The sequence below is a fragment of the Pseudomonas pichavaramensis genome (assembly GCF_050473265.1).
In the GTDB taxonomy this organism is placed as follows: Bacteria; Pseudomonadota; Gammaproteobacteria; order Pseudomonadales; family Pseudomonadaceae; genus Aquipseudomonas.
The window spans coordinates 290729-308991 of record NZ_JBJKFJ010000003.1 but is presented as its reverse complement, the minus strand read 5'-3'; the positions used below and the strand labels follow the sequence as shown (position 1 = coordinate 308991).

General features: G+C 62.2%; 18 protein-coding genes and 1 pseudogene. 10 read left to right on the top strand and 9 right to left on the bottom strand.

Features of this window, described 5'->3' with window-relative positions; all coding sequences use genetic code 11:
- Positions 1–247 precede the first annotated feature (247 nt).
- Entirely contained in the window at positions 248–2428 is a 2181-nt protein-coding gene (locus ACJRW5_RS07180; protein ID WP_484569843.1) for a putative bifunctional diguanylate cyclase/phosphodiesterase, read from the top strand.
- A 322-nt stretch (positions 2429–2750) separates the two neighbouring features.
- Here the strand turns inward: ACJRW5_RS07180 and ACJRW5_RS07175 are convergent, their stop codons facing one another.
- On the bottom strand, positions 2751–3536 hold the full coding sequence (locus ACJRW5_RS07175; protein WP_484569842.1) for a hydroxypyruvate isomerase family protein: 786 nt from the start codon (positions 3534–3536) through the stop codon (positions 2751–2753).
- Positions 3533–4423 carry an NAD(P)-dependent oxidoreductase gene (locus ACJRW5_RS07170; protein ID WP_484569841.1) on the bottom strand — a complete coding sequence of 297 codons (891 nt, stop codon included), beginning with the start codon at positions 4421–4423 and terminating at the stop codon, positions 3533–3535. The genes ACJRW5_RS07175 and ACJRW5_RS07170 overlap by 4 nt, the downstream gene beginning before the upstream one ends.
- A gap of 129 nt (positions 4424–4552) precedes the next feature.
- Here ACJRW5_RS07170 and ACJRW5_RS07165 point away from each other — a divergent pair, with 129 nt between their 5' ends.
- From ACJRW5_RS07165 to phnE, 4 genes are read left to right on the top strand one after another with little or no spacing between them, the layout of a single operon-like run.
- Positions 4553–5404 (top strand): putative selenate ABC transporter substrate-binding protein, encoded by an 852-nt coding sequence (locus ACJRW5_RS07165; RefSeq protein ID WP_484569840.1) that lies wholly within the window; start codon positions 4553–4555, stop codon positions 5402–5404.
- Positions 5401–6201 carry a phosphonate ABC transporter ATP-binding protein gene (locus tag ACJRW5_RS07160; RefSeq protein WP_484569839.1) on the top strand — a complete coding sequence of 267 codons (801 nt, stop codon included), beginning with the start codon at positions 5401–5403 and terminating at the stop codon, positions 6199–6201. The genes ACJRW5_RS07165 and ACJRW5_RS07160 overlap by 4 nt, the downstream gene beginning before the upstream one ends.
- Positions 6195–7022 (top strand): PhnE/PtxC family ABC transporter permease, encoded by an 828-nt coding sequence (locus ACJRW5_RS07155; RefSeq protein ID WP_484569838.1) that lies wholly within the window; start codon positions 6195–6197, stop codon positions 7020–7022. Before ACJRW5_RS07160 ends, ACJRW5_RS07155 begins: the two co-directional genes overlap by 7 nt.
- Positions 7019–7783, top strand: a complete 765-nt coding sequence (gene phnE / locus ACJRW5_RS07150; RefSeq protein WP_484569837.1) for a phosphonate ABC transporter, permease protein PhnE — start codon at positions 7019–7021, stop codon at positions 7781–7783. Before ACJRW5_RS07155 ends, phnE begins: the two co-directional genes overlap by 4 nt.
- Positions 7784–7802: 19 nt before the next feature.
- Here the strand turns inward: phnE and ACJRW5_RS07145 are convergent, their stop codons facing one another.
- Positions 7803–8726, bottom strand: coding sequence for a LysR family transcriptional regulator (locus ACJRW5_RS07145; RefSeq protein ID WP_484569836.1), 924 nt, complete (start codon positions 8724–8726; stop codon positions 7803–7805).
- A 134-nt stretch (positions 8727–8860) separates the two neighbouring features.
- Between ACJRW5_RS07145 and ACJRW5_RS07140 the strand changes: the two genes are divergently transcribed.
- The 3 genes from ACJRW5_RS07140 to ACJRW5_RS07130 are packed head-to-tail and all read left to right on the top strand — an operon-like array spanning position 8861 to position 11522.
- Positions 8861–9343, top strand: coding sequence for a nuclear transport factor 2 family protein (locus tag ACJRW5_RS07140; protein WP_484569835.1), 483 nt, complete (start codon positions 8861–8863; stop codon positions 9341–9343).
- Between the two features lie 45 nt (positions 9344–9388).
- Positions 9389–10504 (top strand): alkene reductase, encoded by a 1116-nt coding sequence (locus ACJRW5_RS07135; protein ID WP_484569834.1) that lies wholly within the window; start codon positions 9389–9391, stop codon positions 10502–10504.
- Between the two features lie 55 nt (positions 10505–10559).
- Positions 10560–11522: an LLM class oxidoreductase gene (locus ACJRW5_RS07130; RefSeq protein WP_484569833.1), complete on the top strand. Its 963-nt coding sequence runs from the start codon at positions 10560–10562 to the stop codon at positions 11520–11522.
- A 71-nt stretch (positions 11523–11593) separates the two neighbouring features.
- Here the strand turns inward: ACJRW5_RS07130 and ACJRW5_RS07125 are convergent, their stop codons facing one another.
- Together ACJRW5_RS07125 and ACJRW5_RS07120 are read right to left on the bottom strand one after the other, a co-directional pair.
- On the bottom strand, positions 11594–12034 hold the full coding sequence (locus ACJRW5_RS07125; RefSeq protein ID WP_484569832.1) for a helix-turn-helix domain-containing protein: 441 nt from the start codon (positions 12032–12034) through the stop codon (positions 11594–11596).
- Entirely contained in the window at positions 12031–12258 is a 228-nt protein-coding gene (locus ACJRW5_RS07120) for a hypothetical protein (protein WP_484569831.1), read from the bottom strand. Before ACJRW5_RS07120 ends, ACJRW5_RS07125 begins: the two co-directional genes overlap by 4 nt.
- Positions 12259–12527: 269 nt before the next feature.
- Here ACJRW5_RS07120 and ACJRW5_RS07115 point away from each other — a divergent pair.
- Positions 12528–12686: pseudogene (locus ACJRW5_RS07115) on the top strand (hypothetical protein); the annotation flags it as partial.
- A gap of 51 nt (positions 12687–12737) precedes the next feature.
- Here ACJRW5_RS07115 and ACJRW5_RS07110 read toward each other — a convergent pair.
- From ACJRW5_RS07110 to ACJRW5_RS07100, 3 genes are all read right to left on the bottom strand, one after another.
- Positions 12738–15173, bottom strand: a complete 2436-nt coding sequence (locus ACJRW5_RS07110) for a TonB-dependent siderophore receptor (protein WP_484569830.1) — start codon at positions 15171–15173, stop codon at positions 12738–12740.
- An 83-nt stretch (positions 15174–15256) separates the two neighbouring features.
- Positions 15257–16216 carry a DUF4880 domain-containing protein gene (locus ACJRW5_RS07105; RefSeq protein WP_484569829.1) on the bottom strand — a complete coding sequence of 320 codons (960 nt, stop codon included), beginning with the start codon at positions 16214–16216 and terminating at the stop codon, positions 15257–15259.
- A gap of 22 nt (positions 16217–16238) precedes the next feature.
- Complete coding sequence (locus tag ACJRW5_RS07100) at positions 16239–16742, bottom strand: sigma-70 family RNA polymerase sigma factor (protein ID WP_484569828.1); 504 nt, start codon at positions 16740–16742, stop codon at positions 16239–16241.
- A gap of 342 nt (positions 16743–17084) precedes the next feature.
- Between ACJRW5_RS07100 and ACJRW5_RS07095 the strand changes: the two genes are divergently transcribed.
- Complete coding sequence (locus ACJRW5_RS07095; RefSeq protein ID WP_484569827.1) at positions 17085–17564, top strand: VOC family protein; 480 nt, start codon at positions 17085–17087, stop codon at positions 17562–17564.
- Positions 17565–17577: 13 nt separating this feature from the next.
- Here ACJRW5_RS07095 and ACJRW5_RS07090 read toward each other — a convergent pair whose 3' ends face one another.
- Positions 17578–18057: a hypothetical protein gene (locus tag ACJRW5_RS07090; RefSeq protein ID WP_484569826.1), complete on the bottom strand. Its 480-nt coding sequence runs from the start codon at positions 18055–18057 to the stop codon at positions 17578–17580.
- Positions 18058–18263: the final 206 nt, after the last annotated feature.

Genomic DNA, 18263 nt, shown 5'->3' with positions numbered 1-18263 from the left:
TAGAGTGGCACCTACCCTGGCGACACCGACCGAACGCTGGGTGAAAGGCAATCTAGAGCCTTTGCTGACGTCTGTCTGCGAACATTCGTTTGCTTTATGTACGACGATGCTGGACTGGGCGACCAAATGCCCAGGCGCCACTGGCGATAACGCAAAGTGCTTTTTTACGTGCTAGAACCAATCAGGTAGTACGAGCGTGCCATGCTTCGCTGAATCAGGCTGTTTTTCGCTGCCTGGAGGGATGACTATGGAAGGACTCTCTATCCGCTTTCTTGCAGACCTTCCCGTCCAGGGGCAGTTGCTGCTCGACTGCAGCCATGACCTTGGGTTGGTCCTGCTGTCGTATGTCATCGCTACCATTGGCAGCTTCAGCACATTGACCATCAGCAAACACCTGGAGCAGGTTCAACGACGCAGTATGCGCCTGATCTGGGGCATGGTCGGCGGGCTGTGCCTGGCTGGCGGCATCTGGTCCATGCACTTCATCGGCATGCTGGCGTTCCATGCGCCCGTCGGCATCCATTACGATCTGGCCACGACAGCCCTGTCATTGTTGGTAGCGCTGGGCGCCGCCCTGCTCGCCATCTACTACATGGCCCTCCCTCAACCTGGCTTCAGCCGGCAATTGCTGGCTGCGGTGATCATTGGTCTGGGCATCACCGCCATGCACTACAGCGGCATGGCCGCCATCCGCTCGCCGGCACAGGCTTACTACCATGGAGGCCTGTTCAGTCTGTCCATTGTCATCGCCATCAGTGCCAGCTTCGCCGCGCTGCTGATTGATCGCTACGTGCGCCTGGGCTCAGCCCGACAGCAACACTGGATGCGTATATTCGCAGCCCTGGTGATGGGCGCCGCCATCGCCACCATGCATTACACCGGCATGGCCGCACTCAATCTGGTGGTGCCGGAGGGTACTCCCCTGCAATTGCGCAGCGCCGACAACAGCATGCAACTGGTGCTGATCGTTGCCTCGATCACCCTGCTGATTCTCGGCTTGAGCCTGGCGGCAGCCTGGATCGGACGCAAGCTGGAGGACAAGGATCGCGATCTGCAACGGGTCAACAGTCTGTTGGTGCAGCTGGATCAGGCCAAGGCCTCGCTGGAGCAGGCTGCACATTTCGACCCGCTGACCGAGCTGCTCAATCGTCGCGGTTTCAATCGCGTATTCGCCGCCACCCTCGAGGAACACGCCGTGACGCATCGCAGCCTGGCGGTGATGTTTCTCGATGTCGATCACTTCAAGCGCATCAACGACAGCCTCGGCCACGATGCCGGCGACGAGTTGTTGCGTGTCGTGGCTCAGCGCATCCGTCTTGCGCTGCGCGAGCGCGACATCATTGCGCGCTTCGGTGGGGACGAGTTCTGCGTAGTCGCCAGCCTCGACAGCAATGCCGACCCACGCGCGCTGGCCAATCGCATGCTGGAACAGATGAAAGAACCGATCTGCCTCAACGGCCGCAAGATCGTGATGACCAACAGCATAGGTATCAGCCTGTTCCCGCAGGACGGTAATAGCGCCGACGAGTTGCTCAAACATGCCGACCTGGCGCTGTATCAGTCCAAGGGTAGCGGGCGCAACGTGGTGCATTTCTTCAACCCGCACCTGAAACAGAAGGCTTCGTTCGAGCTGCAACTGGAGGAAGACCTGCGCCAAACCCTGCAGCAGGACAACGGCCTGCTGCTCTACTACCAACCGATCATCGACCTGCACAGCGGCGAGCTGAACAAACTGGAAGCGCTGGTGCGCTGGCAACACCCGCAGCACGGCCTGCTCACGCCCGAACGCTTCATCGCCATTGCCGAGGCCAACGGTTTCATCGATCAGCTCGACAACTGGGTCATGCGCCGCGCCTGTCTCGATCTCAACCATCTCGAACACATGGGCTATGCCGGCCTGAAGATCGCGGTCAACTGCTCGGCTCTCAACCTGGGCACCGACCAGTTGCCTGGTCGGATCGAGCAACTGCTGCGCTCAACCCACTGCCCTGCTCAATGCCTGGAACTGGAAGTCACCGAGAGCGCACTGCTGAGCAATATCAACCGCGCCATCAGCCTGCTGGAGAGCATTCGCGCGCTGGGCGTGAGCCTGTCCATCGACGACTTTGGCACAGGCTATTCGTCCCTGGCCTACCTGCGCCGCCTGCCGCTGGACACGCTGAAGATCGACCGCTCCTTCATCCAGGATGTGGTCAACTCCAGTCAGGACCGCGAAATCGTCCACGCCATTATCGCCATGGCCCACGCCCTGCATCTGAAAGTGGTCGCCGAAGGGGTAGAGACCCAGGAGCAATTGGCCTTCCTGCAGCAGCGCGACTGCGATCAGGTGCAGGGCTATTTGTTCAGCAAACCGCTGCCGCTGGCGGAAATCGTCACGTTGTTCCCACCTCACTACCGGCCGCTGGAACGGGTGGTAGCCAGGTCCTGAGCTGTCTTAGAGCAAAAGCTCGCCGCTAAAGCGCCTCCTACAACAACCGCGCCGCCCTGTGGGAGGGGCTTTAGCCGCGACCAGCGGCGTAGCCCGGATACAATCCGGGGAAAGCTCGCGAACCTTGTCGTTGCTTGGCCTTTGCCTGAGGCTGATAGCTCATCGCGGCTAAAGCCGCTCCTACGAAATCGGTGGGTATCTGTAGGAGCGGCGTCAGCCGTGATCAAACACTCACACTCCAGCCCCGTAAGGTGCGCCATGCGCACCAGCCGCAATATCGACCTCCAGTGCCTACCAGGTCTCCCGGTGCGCGCGGCGCACCCTACGAGTGTTGCTGCCACTGCGCCAGCCAGCCCAGGCTCGCCTGGGTACCCGCCTCGCCCGGCTTGTACTCAGCCCCCAGCCAGCCGTCATACCCGCTGTCGCGTAGGGCGCCCAACAGCGGCGCAAAAGCCAGCGCTCCCGTACCCGGCGCGCCACGCCCCGGCACATCGGCAAACTGCACGTGACCGATGCGCCCGGCCAGCAAGCGCACACCCGCTGCCACATCCAGCTCCTGCCGCGCCATATGATAGAGATCGTACTGCGCCGTCAGATTGGGATGATTGACCGTACGCAGCAGCTCATCCAGATGCTCCGGCGTGTTGATCAGAAAGCCCGGCATGTCGATGGGGTTGATTGCCTCCACCAGCACCCGGATACCCAGCACGGCGAAGGCCTCGGCGCTCTTGCGCAGGTTGGCGACCAGGCAATCCAGCGCCTGCTCGCGGCTCACGCCCTCGGCCAGGCGCCCCGGCAGCACGTTGACACAGGCCGGACGCACCATGGCGGCGTAGCTCAGCGCCTCCTGCAGCGCAGCGTCGAACTCGGCCTGCCGCTCAGGCACGCTGGCCAGACCGGGGCCGCCCGTCATCAGGTCGCCCGCCGGCACGTTGATCAGCACCAGTGGCATGCCGCTGAGCTCCAGCACTTCCTTCAGGGCGATGGCCGGCAGCTCGTAGGGAAACTGGATCTCCACGCCATCGAACCCCGCACGCATCGCCGCCAGCACACGTTCGCGCAGTGGCAACTCGGTGAACAGCATGGACAGGTTGGCGGCGATCTTCATGGACGTTGCTCCCGCAGCAGCTCGACCAGAGTGGCCGGGTCGCGCTCAAGATAGCCCTGACTGCCGTGCAGGCGCATGAGTTGCGCGGCCAGGCCACTCATGGGCGTGGCGCCACCTTGCTCGCGTGCCAGTTTCACCGCCGTGTCGAGATCCTTGAGCAGCGTGCGCACGTGCCACTTGATCGGCTCAAACTGACTGGCCGCCATTTGTGGCGCGAGAATCTGCAGCGGTTTGGAATCGGCGAAACCACCAGCCAGTGCCGGGGCAATCAGGCTGGTATCGACCCCGGCGCGCTCGGCCAGCGCCACCACCTCGGCGATCACCAATGCGTTACAGGCGACGATCATCTGATTGCATACCTTGGTCACCTGCCCGGCGCCAACATCGCCCATGCGCGTCAGGCGCTGGCCCAGGTGCGCCAGGATCGGCCGTACACGCTCCACGTCCTCTTCGCGACCGCCAGCCATGATCGCCAGAGTGCCGGCTTCGGCGCCGGGCGTGCCGCCAGACACCGGCGCGTCGACCCAGCGCATGCCAGTGCGTGCTTCCAGCTCGGCGGCCATTTCACGAGTGGCGGCCGGGTCCAGGCTGGAGAAATCCACCAGCAGTTGACCCGGGCGCGCGCCCTCGACTATCCCACCGGGGCCGAACACCACCTCGCGCACCACCTCGGTATTGGCCAGGCAGAGCATCACCACACTGGCATCGCGGCACAGCTCCGCCGGGTTCTCCACACGGTGTGCACCCTGTTCGAGTAGCGGCGTGCATTTGTCCGGCGAGCGGTTCCACAGGGTCAGCGGGTAGCCGGCAGCGAGCAGGCGGCGGGTCATCGGCAGGCCCATCAGGCCAATGCCGGCAAAGGCCAGGGCGGGCAGCGTTGCAGTCATCGATCAACTCCAGGCAGTTCTTGTTCAGCGCGCATCTTAACCTTGGAGTCAGTACGTGCGTGCTGCAAGCGCATCGCTCGGCCACTATACTTCGCCAGCCTTCCCCGCTATTGAACCGGAGAATCCGTCATGTTCAAGCAAACCCTGGCGCTCGCCGCCGGCATCGCTCTGTCCGTATCCGCCGTATTCGCGCACGCCGCCGACGTTCTCAAGGTCTCGGCCATCCCCGACGAAGCCCCCACCGAACTGCTGCGCAAGTTCAAGCCGCTGGGTGCCTACCTGGAGCAGGAGTTGGGCATGAAGGTCGAGTTCGTGCCGGTGGCCGACTACGCCGCCGTGGTCGAAGCACTGGCTGCTGATCGTATCGACATGGCCTGGCTGGGTGGCTTCACCTTCGTCCAGGCGCGTCTGAAAACCGGTAACGCGGTGCCACTGGTGCAGCGTGAGCAGGATGCCGAGTTCACCAGCAAGTTCATCACCTCCGACCCGGCGGTGAAATCGCTGCAGGACCTCAAGGGCAAGACCTTTGCCTTCGGCTCCGTGTCCTCCACATCCGGCAGCCTGATGCCGCACTATTTCATGCTGCAGGACGGCATCAAGCCGGAAGAATTCTTCAGCCGCGTAGCCTTCTCCGGCGCCCACGACGCCACCGCAGCCTGGGTCCAGGCCGGCAAGGCCGACGCGGGTGTGCTTAATGCCTCTGTGTGGCAGAAGCTGGTCGATGGCAAGAAGGTCGACACCGACAAGGTCAAGGTCTTCGCCACCACCCCGACCTACTACGATTACAACTGGACCGTGCGCGGCAATCTCGACGCCGACCTGCAGGCGAAGATCAAGGCGGCCTTCCTCGCCCTCGACCCGGCCAAGCCGGAGCAAAAGGCGATTCTCGATCTGCAAGCCGCCAGTCGCTTCATCGAGACCAAGCCTGAAAACTACCAAGGTATTGAAGAAGCCGCTCGCGCCGCTGGCCTGTTGAAGTGAGTGTCACCCTGCGTGGCGTGGGCCTGGCCCACGCCAACGGCAAGGTTGCGCTCGAAGATATCGACTTGCACATCGCTCCCGGCGAACGGGTGGCCATCATCGGCCCCTCCGGCGCCGGCAAGACCACCCTGCTGCGTCTGCTGGCCAGCAGCCTGCGCCCCACGCGCGGCGAGATCGATCTGCTGCAACACAACCCCTGGCGCCTGGCTGCCGGCCAGCGTCAGCGCCTGCGCGCGCGCATCGGTCTGATCCACCAGGCGCCGCCGTTGCCACCGCGCCAGCGCGTGGTCACCGCCGTACTGGCCGGCAAACTCGGCCAATGGCCGTTGGCCAAGGGCCTGCTCAACCTGCTCTACCCATTGGACGCCAATGGCGCCCAGGCCGCCCTCGCGCGCCTGGATATCGCCGAGCATCTCTACCAACGCTGCGACCAGCTCTCCGGCGGCCAGTTGCAGCGCGTCGGCATCGCCCGCGTGCTGTACCAGGCGCCGGAGCTGATCCTCGCCGACGAACCCGTCTCGGCCATGGACCCGGTGCTGGCCGGGCACACCCTGGCCGTGCTCAACCGCGAGGCCAGCGAGCGCGGCATGACCCTGCTCGCCAGCCTGCATGCCGTCGACCTGGCATTGGCGCACTTTCCGCGGGTGATCGGCATCCGCGACGGTCGCGTCGCCTTCGACCTGCCGGCCGCCGAGGTGCAACCTGCACAGCTGCAGGCGCTGTACGTCAACGAACAGTTGCAGGCTTCGCCCAGCGTGCCCGTGCCACCGCAACCGGTGCATATCCCACGATGCTGAGCGCCGCCCCACGCGACCCTGCCGCCCTGCCACGCCTGCTGATCACAGCACTGGCACTGCTGTTGTTATGGCCGGGGATCAACCTCAGCGAGCTGGACCTGGCCGTACTGGTGGATGGCGACAACACGCGCGCCATGGGCAACTTCCTCGCCGGCTTCTGGCCACCGGCGCATGATGCCGAGTTCCTCGCCCTGCTCGGCCGCGCCACCCTGGAAACCCTGGCCATCGCCACCGCCGGCATGAGCCTGGCACTGCTGATCGCCATTCCCGCCTCGCTGCTGGCCAGCCGCGCGCTGTCGCTGTCGGCGTTGCACCGTGGCGGACGCCCGGCCTGGTGGGCCCGTCTGGCGCGCTGGCCGGTGCGCGGTTTGCTGATCTTCCTGCGCAGCGTGCCGGAGATCGTCTGGGCGCTATTGTTCGTCCGCGCCGTCGGCCTCGGCCCCACCGCCGGGGTGCTGGCCATCGCCATCACCTACGCCGGCATGCTCGGCAAGGTCTACGCGGAAATCTTCGAATCGGTCGACGCCCGCCCCGCCCGCGCGCTGCTCGGCGCCGGCAGCAACCGCCTGGCGGCGTTCGCCTACGGCGTGCTGCCCAATGCCGCTGGCGAGATGCTCTCCTACACCGTGTACCGCTGGGAGTGTGCGATTCGCGCCTCGGTGGTGATGGGCTTCGTCGGCGCCGGCGGCCTGGGCCAGCAGATTGATCTGTCGCTGCGCATGTTCGCCGGCGGCGAAGTGGCCAGCATGCTGCTCACCTTCCTGCTGCTGGTGCTGCTCGCCGACCAGCTCAGCCGCCTGCTGCGCGCGAGGCTGACATGAGAGCCGGCAACCTGATTCTGCTCGCCGTCCTGCTTGGGGCAGTGATTGCTTCATTCGTCTATCTGGGCATCGACCTCGGCGCACTGGTGGCCGGCGACAGCCTGGCGCAGATGGGCCAGTACGCCAGCGGCTTCCTGCATCCGGACTTTTCCGCCGCACACCTGCAAGCCATTGGCCGTGGCGCCCTGGAAACCCTGGCCATGTCCGCCATCGGTACCCTGCTCGCGGCCCTGCTCGGCCTGGCGTTGGCACTGCCGGCCGCCGGGCGCTTCGGCGGCCTCGCGCTGCACGCCACGCGCCTGCTGCTCAACGCCCTGCGCGCCATTCCCGAACTGGTGTGGGCAGCCTTGATGGTGCTGGCCGCCGGCCTCGGCCCCAATGCCGGCACCCTGGCCCTGGCCCTGCACACCGCTGGCGTGCTCGGTCGGCTGTTCGCCGAAGCACTGGAAAACACCCCGCGCGAACCTGCCGATGCCATCCGCGAAAACGGCGGCGGCCGCCTGGTCGCCTTCTGCTATGGCACCCTGCCGGGCGTCTGGCCACAACTGATCGCCTACTCGCTGTACCGCTGGGAGAACAACATCCGCATGGCCAGCGTGCTCGGCTTCGTCGGCGCCGGCGGCCTGGGGCAGATGCTCTACATGAGCCTCAGCCTGTTTCAGGAGGCCCAGGCGGCCACGGTGATTCTCGCCATGCTGCTGCTGGTGCTGGCGGTCGATGCCTTGAGTGGTTGGGCCCGCCAGCGCTGGGTGACGGGCTGAATCCCCACAGCGACTCGATTCAGGGCACCCAGGGTTCGAAGAGCGAAGGTTGCAAGGCCTTCATCCGCAGCAGCTCGTCAATCACCAAGCGGACTTTCGGCTGGATATAGCGCGTCTTCGGCCAGATCACATGGATCGGCATACGCGCACCTGCGTAGTCGTCCAGCACGGTTACCAGTTCACCGCTGCGCAATTGCTCCTCCACGAGCCAGGTCGGTAGCTGACACAAGCCTCGGCCTTCCAGCGTCGCACGAAGCATCATCTCGCCATCGCCGAACTCATGCCGTACCCGTATTTCCTGCTGCAGCAGGCCAGCCGCGCTCTGCAGCAGCCAGGTTGCCCGCATGCCCTTGCGCCAGGCGATGATGCAGTCGTGGGCCAGCAGATCGGCCTTCTCCCTGACCGGCGGGTGGTTGCGCAGGTACTCGGGAGAGGCACAGATCACCAGGTACTGGTCGCCCAGCCGCCTGGCCACCAGCTCGGGATCATCGTTGAGTTCACCAATACGCACCGATAGATCGATGCCCTCGGCAATCAGATCGACCGTTCTCTCGCCATAGGTAACGGCGAGATCCAGCTGGCTGTACTTGCGCGCCAGCTCGATCAGCAGCGGAGCCAGATGACGCCGCCCGAACGCCGCCGGCATGTCGATACGCAAGCGACCACGCGGCTCGGCCGAGCCTGTCGACAGTGCACCCTCGGTCTCGTGCAGATCCTCCATCACCCGCAGACACGTCGCGAGATAGAGTTCGCCTTCGCTGCTCAGGCTCAGTTTGCGTGTAGTGCGATGCAGCAGCTTGATGCCCAGGCGTTTTTCCAGGCGCGAGACACTCTTGCCAACGGCCGAACTGGTGACACCCAACTGCAATCCCGCCGCCGTGAAGCTCTGCAGCTGCGCCGCCAGAATGAACTCGCGAATACCGTCGAGCTGAAGCGTCTGCATAAATCGATACCTGTGAAATGCACGAGCCATTTGATCCTTTTAGGATCAACTGAAAAGAATACAAGCACGTTAATAGAAACAGGGGATTTAATTAAGCTGAGCTTCCATTTTCCCACCGGTTCAACGAGCCCCCTATGGAAACCGAATTGAAGCTTCTGCTTACCCGTGAAGCGATTCGCGACTTGCGCCAGCGTTACTGCCACTACCTGGATACCAACCGCATGGCAGACCTGGCGCAACTGTTCACCGAAGACGCGATCTGTCAGGTCGATCGCGGTAGCTGGCGCGGCCGGGAAGCGATACGTGAAGGCCTGACCCAGGCGTTTGCGGCATACGACATTCATCAGCGCGGCACCTATCCATTCCTGCATGCCGTCAGCAACCACTGGATCGAGGTGCTGGACGACGACCGTGCAGAAGGTCGCTGCTACCTGATCGACTTCGACGCATCGCGGGCTCCCTCGGCCAACCCACTGCTCTTGCTGGGCATCTATGCCGACGAATATCGCCGCGTAAACGGCCAGTGGCTGATCAGCCGAACCCGACTGGACGTGATCTGGCCAGAGCCGAACGTCGCTGGCGGCGCCCCAGGCCGCGATCTGGTGCTGCCCACCTGAAGAGTGGGCGACAGCCTTCCCCAATCCATTTCCCCGAGAGTGACCATGAGCACGTTGTTCACCCCCTTTGACCTGGCCGCAACACCACTGAAAAACCGTGTGGTCATGGCCCCCATGACCCGCGCCCGAGCCCTGAACGACATCCCCGATGAGCATACGGTGCTGTATTACGCACAGCGCGCTTCTGCCGGCCTGATCATTTCCGAAGGCATCCCCGTCTCCCGCGAGGGTTGCGGCTACCTGTTCAACCCCGGACTCTACAACGACGCCCAGACCCAGGCCTGGCGCCTGGTGACGGACGCCGTGCATGACAAGGGCGGCCGCATCTTCGCCCAGCTCTGGCATGTCGGGCGCATGTCCCATGTATCCCTGCAACCCGAACAGGGTGCGCCCGTATCCTCGGTCGCCGTCCAGGCGCAGCGCTCCAATGCCTATGCCTGGGCTACACCGGGTGAGGCCGGGCCGGTGCAGGCCAGTACGCCACGGGCCTTGTCAGTCGAGGAAATCCAGCGCATCACCGGCGACTTCGTCGAGGCTGCACAGCGCGCGATTGACGCTGGCTTCGATGGCATCGAGCTGCATGGAGCCAATGGCTACCTGTTCGAGCAATTCATCAATGGCGCGCTCAATACCCGCGAAGACAGCTACGGCGGCTCGATCGACAACCGCCTGCGCTTCGTACTGGACACCCTCGACGCCCTGTCTGCGGCCATCGGCCCGGAAAAGGTCAGCGTGCGCCTGTCGCCTTTCGGCCGCCTGTTCGACATGCACCCTTACGCGGACGAAGCCGAAACCTGGCTCACCCTGGCTGCCGAGTTGAACGCACGAAACCTGGCCTACGTTCACCTGAGCGATCAGCTGACCCTGGGCGCCGAAGCGATTCCCGAGGGTTTCGCCCACCAGTTCCGCCAGGCCTTCCGTGGCACCCTGATGGCTGCCGGTGGCTTCAATCGCAGCAGCGCCGAAGCGGCCTTGGCCAGCGGTGAACTGGACCTGATCGCCTTCGGCCGCCCCTTCATCGCCAACCCCGACCTGGTCGAGCGCCTGCAGCAGGATTGGCCACTAGCCGAGCCCGAACGCGCCACCTTCTACGGGATCAATGGCAGCGTCACCCGCGGCTACACCGATTACCCCACGTACCCGGCGACTGCAGCGCAGTAGTCAACCTCACCTCGCCTGGCAGCTCGCTGCCAGGCGGCCAGCATACGAGGACATGATGAACGCAACCTCTCCCCTGAATGATCACCTGGCCTTCAACCAGGTGTTTCATCCCGGGCGCCTGACCTTCGGTTTCATCGCACCGCTGGAGGCCTACCCGGACTCGCCCTTCCCCACGCTACAGGACCACCAACGCCTGGCCCGCAAGGTCGACGAAGCCGGCTTCGCCAGTCTCTGGCTGCGTGACGTTCCCTTCTACGACCCCAGGTTCGGCGACGCCGGTCAGATGCTCGATCCATTCGTCTATGCCGGCATGCTGGCCAGCATTACCCAACGCATCACCCTGGGCACCGCCGGCATCGTCCTGCCCCTGCGCGACCCGGTATTCGTCGCCAAGCAGGCGGCATCGGTCGACCAGCTCAGCGCAGGACGCTTCATTCTCGGTCTGTCGACCGGCGACCGTCCCACCGAATACCCGGCGCTGGGAGCCGACTTCGCCAACCGCGACGAGCGCTACCGAGAAGCCTTTGCGCTGATCCGCACACTGCACAGCAAGAACTTCCCGGCCTTGCAGACTCAGCACTATGGAAGCTTTCGCGGTGACCTGGACCTGGTGCCGAAACCCGTCACGCCCAGGCTGCCGATGATCAACATCGGCCGTGCACGCCAACCCATCGAATGGATCGCCCAGCATGCCGACGCCTGGATCTGGTCGGTCCATGACAGCACCCAGATCGCCCATGTCCTGGAACTTCTGAAAGAAGCCGCAGGCGAGCAGCCACCACCGCCATATGGCTATGCGACCTTCTTCGACCTGACCAAGGACCCCGACGCGCCGGAACAGCACTTTCACAATGTCACGCGTATCGGCCGCAAGGCCCTTATCGACAAATGGCAGCACCAGCGCGAACTCGGCGTCACCCATGTCGCGCTGAACATGAAGCCCTCACAACGCTCGGCCGAGGATGTGATTGACGAAATGGCGGAGCACGTCCTGCCGCTGTTCAATGCTGCCCCTTGACCTGAGAGCAAAGAAAAGGGCCGCTATGCGGCCCTTTTTGCTTGAGGATTTTGCTCATGCGCTCAGCGATGTTAGAGCTCTTTTTTTCTATCGCCCCGCCTGGACGATTGGGGTTTGCTACCCCGTTTTGGCGCTGGCTCAGTCCGGACTTTAGTCACGACGCTATCGGTGGCCTGATACCCATGCACCGAAGCCTCGACCAGCCCCTTCGCATGAACAGAACGGACAGTGCTTTTTCGCTTTGACTGCGCAGCAACAATTCCCATCTGCAGCCCAAACTTACGCAGTACTCCATCGATAGTCTTGAGGGTTGGGTTTCCTTTGTCAGACTCCAGCTGATACAGGGCACGCGTAGACAGATCGCACATGGCGGCAAAAGTCTCTTGATCGAAGCCAGTCACCTCAAGGCGTAAGCGTCGAACACAGGTACCGAGGGTCTCAAGGCCTGCCCCATGCTTGGCCATGATGTCGTCAATGAGCGCCTTACGTTCTGCTCCTGTCATTTCATTCATAGGAGCCCCCACCTTTGCAAATTCACATCCAGATTATTCAACGGTATTGCGTTGGAATGCCTAACTTCATCTGGCAACTCGGTAAGCAAGTCCGGTAGCGCCCTGAACGTCTGTGCCGCTGCGCGTAGCCGGTCAAAGATCACGTCTGCAGGCGCAACTGCAGCAAAAGCGGCGTCGAACCATTCATTGTCAACGAAGGTTTGGATCGTGAGTTTCTCGAACATGACCAAAACCAGCTTTCGGCGTTTTATGTCTGGTTATCATGGATTAAGCGACCTAAATCAGCAATATAAATCTGACTTATCAACCACCCGACCGCTATTTCAGCACTTTAATGCTGACTGTGATTTTGACAATCCCCCCTAATCAGTGACGCCTTCCCAGAGTTGGGTCGCACCGAGGTTTAGAGTGAACGCCTCAACGCCATCTACACAACGGAGCGTCTGCTTTTGCCAGCGGCCAGTACGCCAGCCAATAAATCCCCTTTCGTAGCAGCGAGCGCCAACGCCGCGTGCTCGTGCAATCGCAACTGCTGCGCATCGACGGCCACCTGGAAACGGTGGACGGCGTGCGCCATATCATCGCCGGCCGCCTGATCGACATGACCGATAGGCTGACCGGGCTGGATATACGCAGCCGGGATTTTAGATAGGGGTAAGCACCTGGCTATCCGGTCATTTTCCTGTTGCGCGCAACGAGGCCCTCACCACTGGTAGGTAAGACTCCCTACGACCGTTCGCCGGGTGCCGTAGAACACGCTGTTCTCGTAGAACCCGGGGGTGAAATAGGTCTTGTCGAACAGGTTGCTCACATTGAGATCGACACTGGCGCCGGCGACCAGCCTTTTCAGGTCATAACGCAGGCTCAGGTCGGTAAGGCTGTAGCCTGGGACTTTCACGGTATTTCTCGCGTTGTACGACGAACCGACATAGCGCTGCCCTACCCCCATACCCAGGCCATCCAGTGCGCCGCCCAGCACGGTGTAATCGAGCCATAGCGAAGCGGTGTGGCGCGGTACCGAAATGGGTCGGTTGCCTTCCAGGCTATAGGCACTGGCGCCCGTACCCACCGGGTTGGCCTTGGTCACCTCGGCGTCGGTATAGGCATACGAGGCAAGCAGATCCAGACCCTCGCTGAGCGAGGCCTTGCCTTCGAGCTCCAGACCGCGTGAACGCTGCTCACCGGTCTGGACCTGGAAACTGGGATTGGTCGGATCCGTAGTGGTGACGTTCTTCTGGGTCAGGTCGTAGACCGAGGCCGTGATGAAACTGTTGGAGCCAGGCGGCGCGTATTTGATACCGACTTCCAGTTGCTCCCCCTCGGTAGGCTTGAAATTGCTGCCATCCTGCGCCGTGCCCGAAGTGGGTTGGAAGGAGGTGCTGTAGCTGGCATAGGGCGTGATGCCGTTGTCGAACAGATAGGCCAAGCCCACGCGTCCGGTGAATTTGTCGTCCTTCTGTTCGCGGCGGCTGCCGTTACCCAGGTAGCTGTAGTCACGGCTTTCCAGCCAGTCCTGGCGTCCTCCCAGGGTCAGGCGCCAGTTGTCCAGTTTGAGCTGGTCCTGAACGTACAGCCCCTTCTGCACCGCCACGCTCTTGCCATCCACCACCGGGGCAGCGGCCCACAGCACATTGCCGTTGTAGACGGGATCGAAGATATCGACGGTCTGGTTGTTCGCCCCCGTGCGTGACTCGCGGCCGGAGTAATGGCCATAGTCGGCGCCCAGTGTCAGTTCGTGGCTCAACAGCCCGGTATCGAACAGACCTTGCAGGTTGGTATCGATCAGGAATGTATCGGTCTTCTTGGGCCGCTCCTGATAACCGAAGGTATAGGTGCGCCCGTCGGCGCCCAACTGGGCACCATTGCGAGCACCGTTACTGATGTAATCGACGTTGCTGTACATGTAGCGGGCGTTTTGCTGCAGCTTCCAGTTTTCATCGAAGTAATGCTCGAGGCTGTAGCCAAGCGAGGTGTTTTCCACCTCGTACTTGGACACGTGCGGATCACCCAGATAGGTGCTCGACGGCACATGACCCAGGGCGGTGCCGCGCAAGGTGCCGTTGACCGGGAAGCTCTGCTCCGCGCCGCCCTTGCGCGTTTTCAGATAGCTTGCCAGCAGCGTCAGGCTGGTGTCTTCGCTTGGCCGCCAGGTCAAAGAAGGCGCCAGGTAGGTGCGATCATCTGGCGAATGATCCACCTGGGTGCCGCTGTCACGCTCGAGCGCTACGAAGCGATAGAGCAGCGTACCTTCGTCATCCAGCCGACCACCGAGGTCGATCGCTCCCTGCTTGCGGTCGTGACTGCCACCCTGGATTTGGATTTCACGGATGGTTTCATCGGTGGGACGCTTGCTGGTCAGGTTGACCATGCCGCCAGGCGCCATCTGCCCATAGAGCACCGACGCCGGTCCCTTGATCACATCGAGGCGTTCGAGGCCAAAGGTCTCGAAGTCGGTGTCGTACTGGTTGAAGCCGCTGCGCAAGCCATCGCGGTAGATACCGAACAGATTGAACGAGCGAAACCCGCGCATGTAGATGTCCGGCGCCCCCTGGCCGCCCACGTAGTCGATGGCGCGAATGCCTGGCGTATAGGCCACCGCGCTGTTGAAGTCCTGCACGCCGCGCTTGTCCATCTCGTCGCGGGTAATCACCGAAATCGACTGTGGCACTTCGTTGATCGCGGTATTGGTCTTGGTGCCCACGGAGGAACGGTTGGCGACAATACCTTGAGTCGGGCCGGTGACGCTCTCGGTGAGACCGCTGATGGTCGCGGTTGGCAGGCTGAGTACGTCCTGCTGCGCTGGCTGCAGGATGTAGCTGCCATTGGCCAGGCGACTTGCCTGCAAACCGCTACCAGCCAGCAGTGCAGCCAGGCCGTCCTCTACACCGTAGCGACCCTGCAACCCGCGACTCTGCCGACCGGCGACCTGCTCAGCCGGATACGATAGCAACAGGTTGGCTTGCTGGCCAAAGCGATTGAGCGCATCACGCAACGCGCCGGCTGGAATATCGTAGGTGCGGCTGGTTTCGGCCGCGTGGGCCATGTTCAGGCTGAGCAACAAGCCAGCGCCCGTGATCGAGGGTGCCATGCAGCCGGCCATGGCGAGGGTCAGCGCCCGAAGGCGAAGGGTGTAATTCATGCGGGACTCCACCAGAAATAACGAGTTCTTACTGGTGGAGTCTCGTAAGAATGAAAAACAGACCATCGCCTCAGCGATTTTTTTCAACTTATCGTGCGCTTGGGTTCCAGAGTCACCCAATACGGGGTAAAGCGGCGCACTTCGATATCCAGCGACACGGCGAGGGTCTGCAGAATGCGCTCGGTATCGGCCAGGGGGTAAGTACCTGCGACCCGGATATCGGCCAGGCTACGGGCGCAACCCAGGTGGCCATGGCGATAACGGCCAAGCTCCCGGACGAAGTGACCCAGCGGCATATCGACGGCCATGAGCAGACCTGCAGTCCAGGCCTGGTCCGCTTCGGTCAACTGACGCAGCGGGCCGATCTCGTCGCGGGTGAAGGTCACCTGTTGCCCAGCTTCCACACGAACAGCCACAAGGCGTTCGGGCGATAGCATCACCACGCCCTCGGTTACAGCCAGGCGACTGAAAGCGGAGTCCTGACGCAGCAGGAAATCTCCTCTCTGCGTCACCACAGAGCCCTGCGTCGTGTAGGCCTGGAACGGTCGCAAAGCCTTGTCCGCTGCCACCTGAATCTGGACTTCACCACGCAGCAACTGCACTTGGCGCACGGCTGGATCGAAACGCACGTCGACCGCCGTATCGGTATTGAGCATCAGCCGGCTACCATCGAGCAGATCAAACCAGCGCTGCTCGCCTACGCCACTACGGTAATCGGCGTTCAGGTTCTGCCACAGATCGGAGTCACGCCCACTCCAGGCCAGCGCACCAGCCGACACGGCAAGCACCAGCGCTTTGAGGGCCGTGCGCCGGTCAAGGCGGCTGTCAGATGGCGTAGCCAGCGCGGCATGTACGATGGGCGCGTGCGCCCCCAGGCCGGACAGGCGCTCACCGAATGCCTCCACCCGCTGCCAGGCCAGTGCATGCTGAGGGTCCTGCTGCAACCAGCACTGCCATTGCGCAAGCTTTTCCGGCGTCACGGGCGGGCTCTGCAACTCCATCATCCACTCCACCGCCTGCTCAGCGATGGCGGGCCTGATCACGCCCGTCACAGGCGGCCTCGCATCATTCGCTGAAGCAACATTGCACGCCCGCCTTAATGATGTAGCGCTTGACCGTGGTAACCGAAACGCCCAGCCGCTCGGCGATCTCGGTGTGACGCATCCCGTCGAGCTGAAACCACAGGAAGGCCTGACGTACCGGAACGTCCAGCCCGTCCATCAGGCGATCGAGTTCCTGCAGGGTTTCCAGGAGAATCGCCTGCTCTTCCAGGGAAGGCATCAGTGGTTCAGGCACGCAGGCGAGAGCTTCGAGATAGGCCCGCTCGAGCTTCTGACGACGGAAGTAGTTGCTCAGCACGCTGCGTGCGACCGTCACCAGCACAGCGCGAGAATCGCGAATCTCGATCGGTTCCGGCTTGGCCAGCAGGCGGACGAAGGTATCCTGAGCCAAGTCCGCCGCACTGGCGGAGCAACCGAGTTTGCGTCGCAGCCAGCCTTGCAGCCAGCCATGATGATCGAGATAGAGCGTGCCAAAGTCCGCGGCGGATGAGTTGTCAGTCATTGGCATGATTAGCGAAACAGCAAGGAATAATCAGGCAATAATAAGCAAATGCAACTGAGAATATCTACCGTTTAATTCGCTGGCGAGACTGCCCTGCATCCCGCGATTGCAGGCCAGTGCCGATTGAGAATCAGCGCAGACCGGCGTGCATCAAAAGCTAGCGCAACGTGGCGTCGGCTCTTCCATTCGCGACGACGACCAGTTCCAACCTTTCGAGCCATTCGCAAGAGCCTGAAGGAGAAAGCAGCAGTAGCCGGCGCTGACGGACATACATCGGCGTGTAACAGGGTTATCGGCACAAGTCCGTCTAGACTCCTGAGTCCCATGCCACAACCGTGGAGACTGAGGATGACCAGCAAGAACACCATCTGCCTCTGGTTCGACCGCGACGCACTGGAGGCGGCGACTTTCTATGCCGAAACCTTTCCCGACAGCGCCGTGCTGGCCGTGCATCACGCCCCCGGCGATTACCCCTCCGGCCAGCAGGGCGATGTGCTGACGGTGGAGTTCAACGTCATGGGTATTCCCTGCCTTGGTCTTAACGGCGGCCCAGTCTTCCAGCACAACGAAGCCTTCTCGTTCCAGGTAGCGACCGACGATCAGGCCGAGACGGACCGCCTGTGGCACGCGATAATCGACAATCAGGGTCAGGCCAGCGAGTGCGGCTGGTGCAAGGACAAATGGGGAGTTTCCTGGCAGATCACCCCGCGCGTTCTCACAGCCGCCATCAGCAACCCTGATCCTGCAGCGGCCAAGCGTGCTTTCGAGGCGATGATGACCATGAGCAAGATCGACATCGCCAGAATCGAGGCGGCATTGAAAGGCTGATTTGCGCTGGATATCAGCCGCGCGCGGCTTTCTTCTGCAAAATCATCGAGGCTTCGTTGTAGGCACTCTGGAAGGCCTCGCTGCCAATCCAGGTCACGGCCGCCTCTTCCTCTTGTTCGTGGAAGATGGCCCGGTAGACGATCAACAGCCCCATCATGAAATCGGTCGCATCGTCCTCCGCCTCTTCGGCGACCACCAGTTCCAGCACTGGGTATTGCAGAAATACCAGGCACAGGGCGGTCAGGCTGATGCCTTCGGCAGCATTCATGGCCTGGAAAAGATCATCGAAAAGCGCCGGGTCGAAGCCGTTCTCCTTGATATCGGCAAAGTCGAAGGTGCTCAGGTCGATCTCGACATCATCGAAGGGTTCGTTGAGCTGCAGGTTGGCCAACAGCGGATGAATGGGGTTGCTCTTGGGCTTGCCCATGCGGTTCTGCTTGGCCTTGGCTTTGGCCCGCTGGGCGCGTTTCTTCTGTTTGTCCGGGGAGGCCATGGGCGTTTTCCTTGTGGCTGTAGCCATGTTCATGGCCTGAAGTGATGGGCGCCAATTGTAAGCGCTCGAGCGCAGTTTCGAGCAAACGCAGACGTTTACACGCTGGTCCTTGTCTGGCTCTCTCCTGCATAAGGCGATGGTGGTTGCGACGTGCCAGGGCAAATCGATATTATGCGAATAATTCTCAATTGTTTATCGAGATCAAT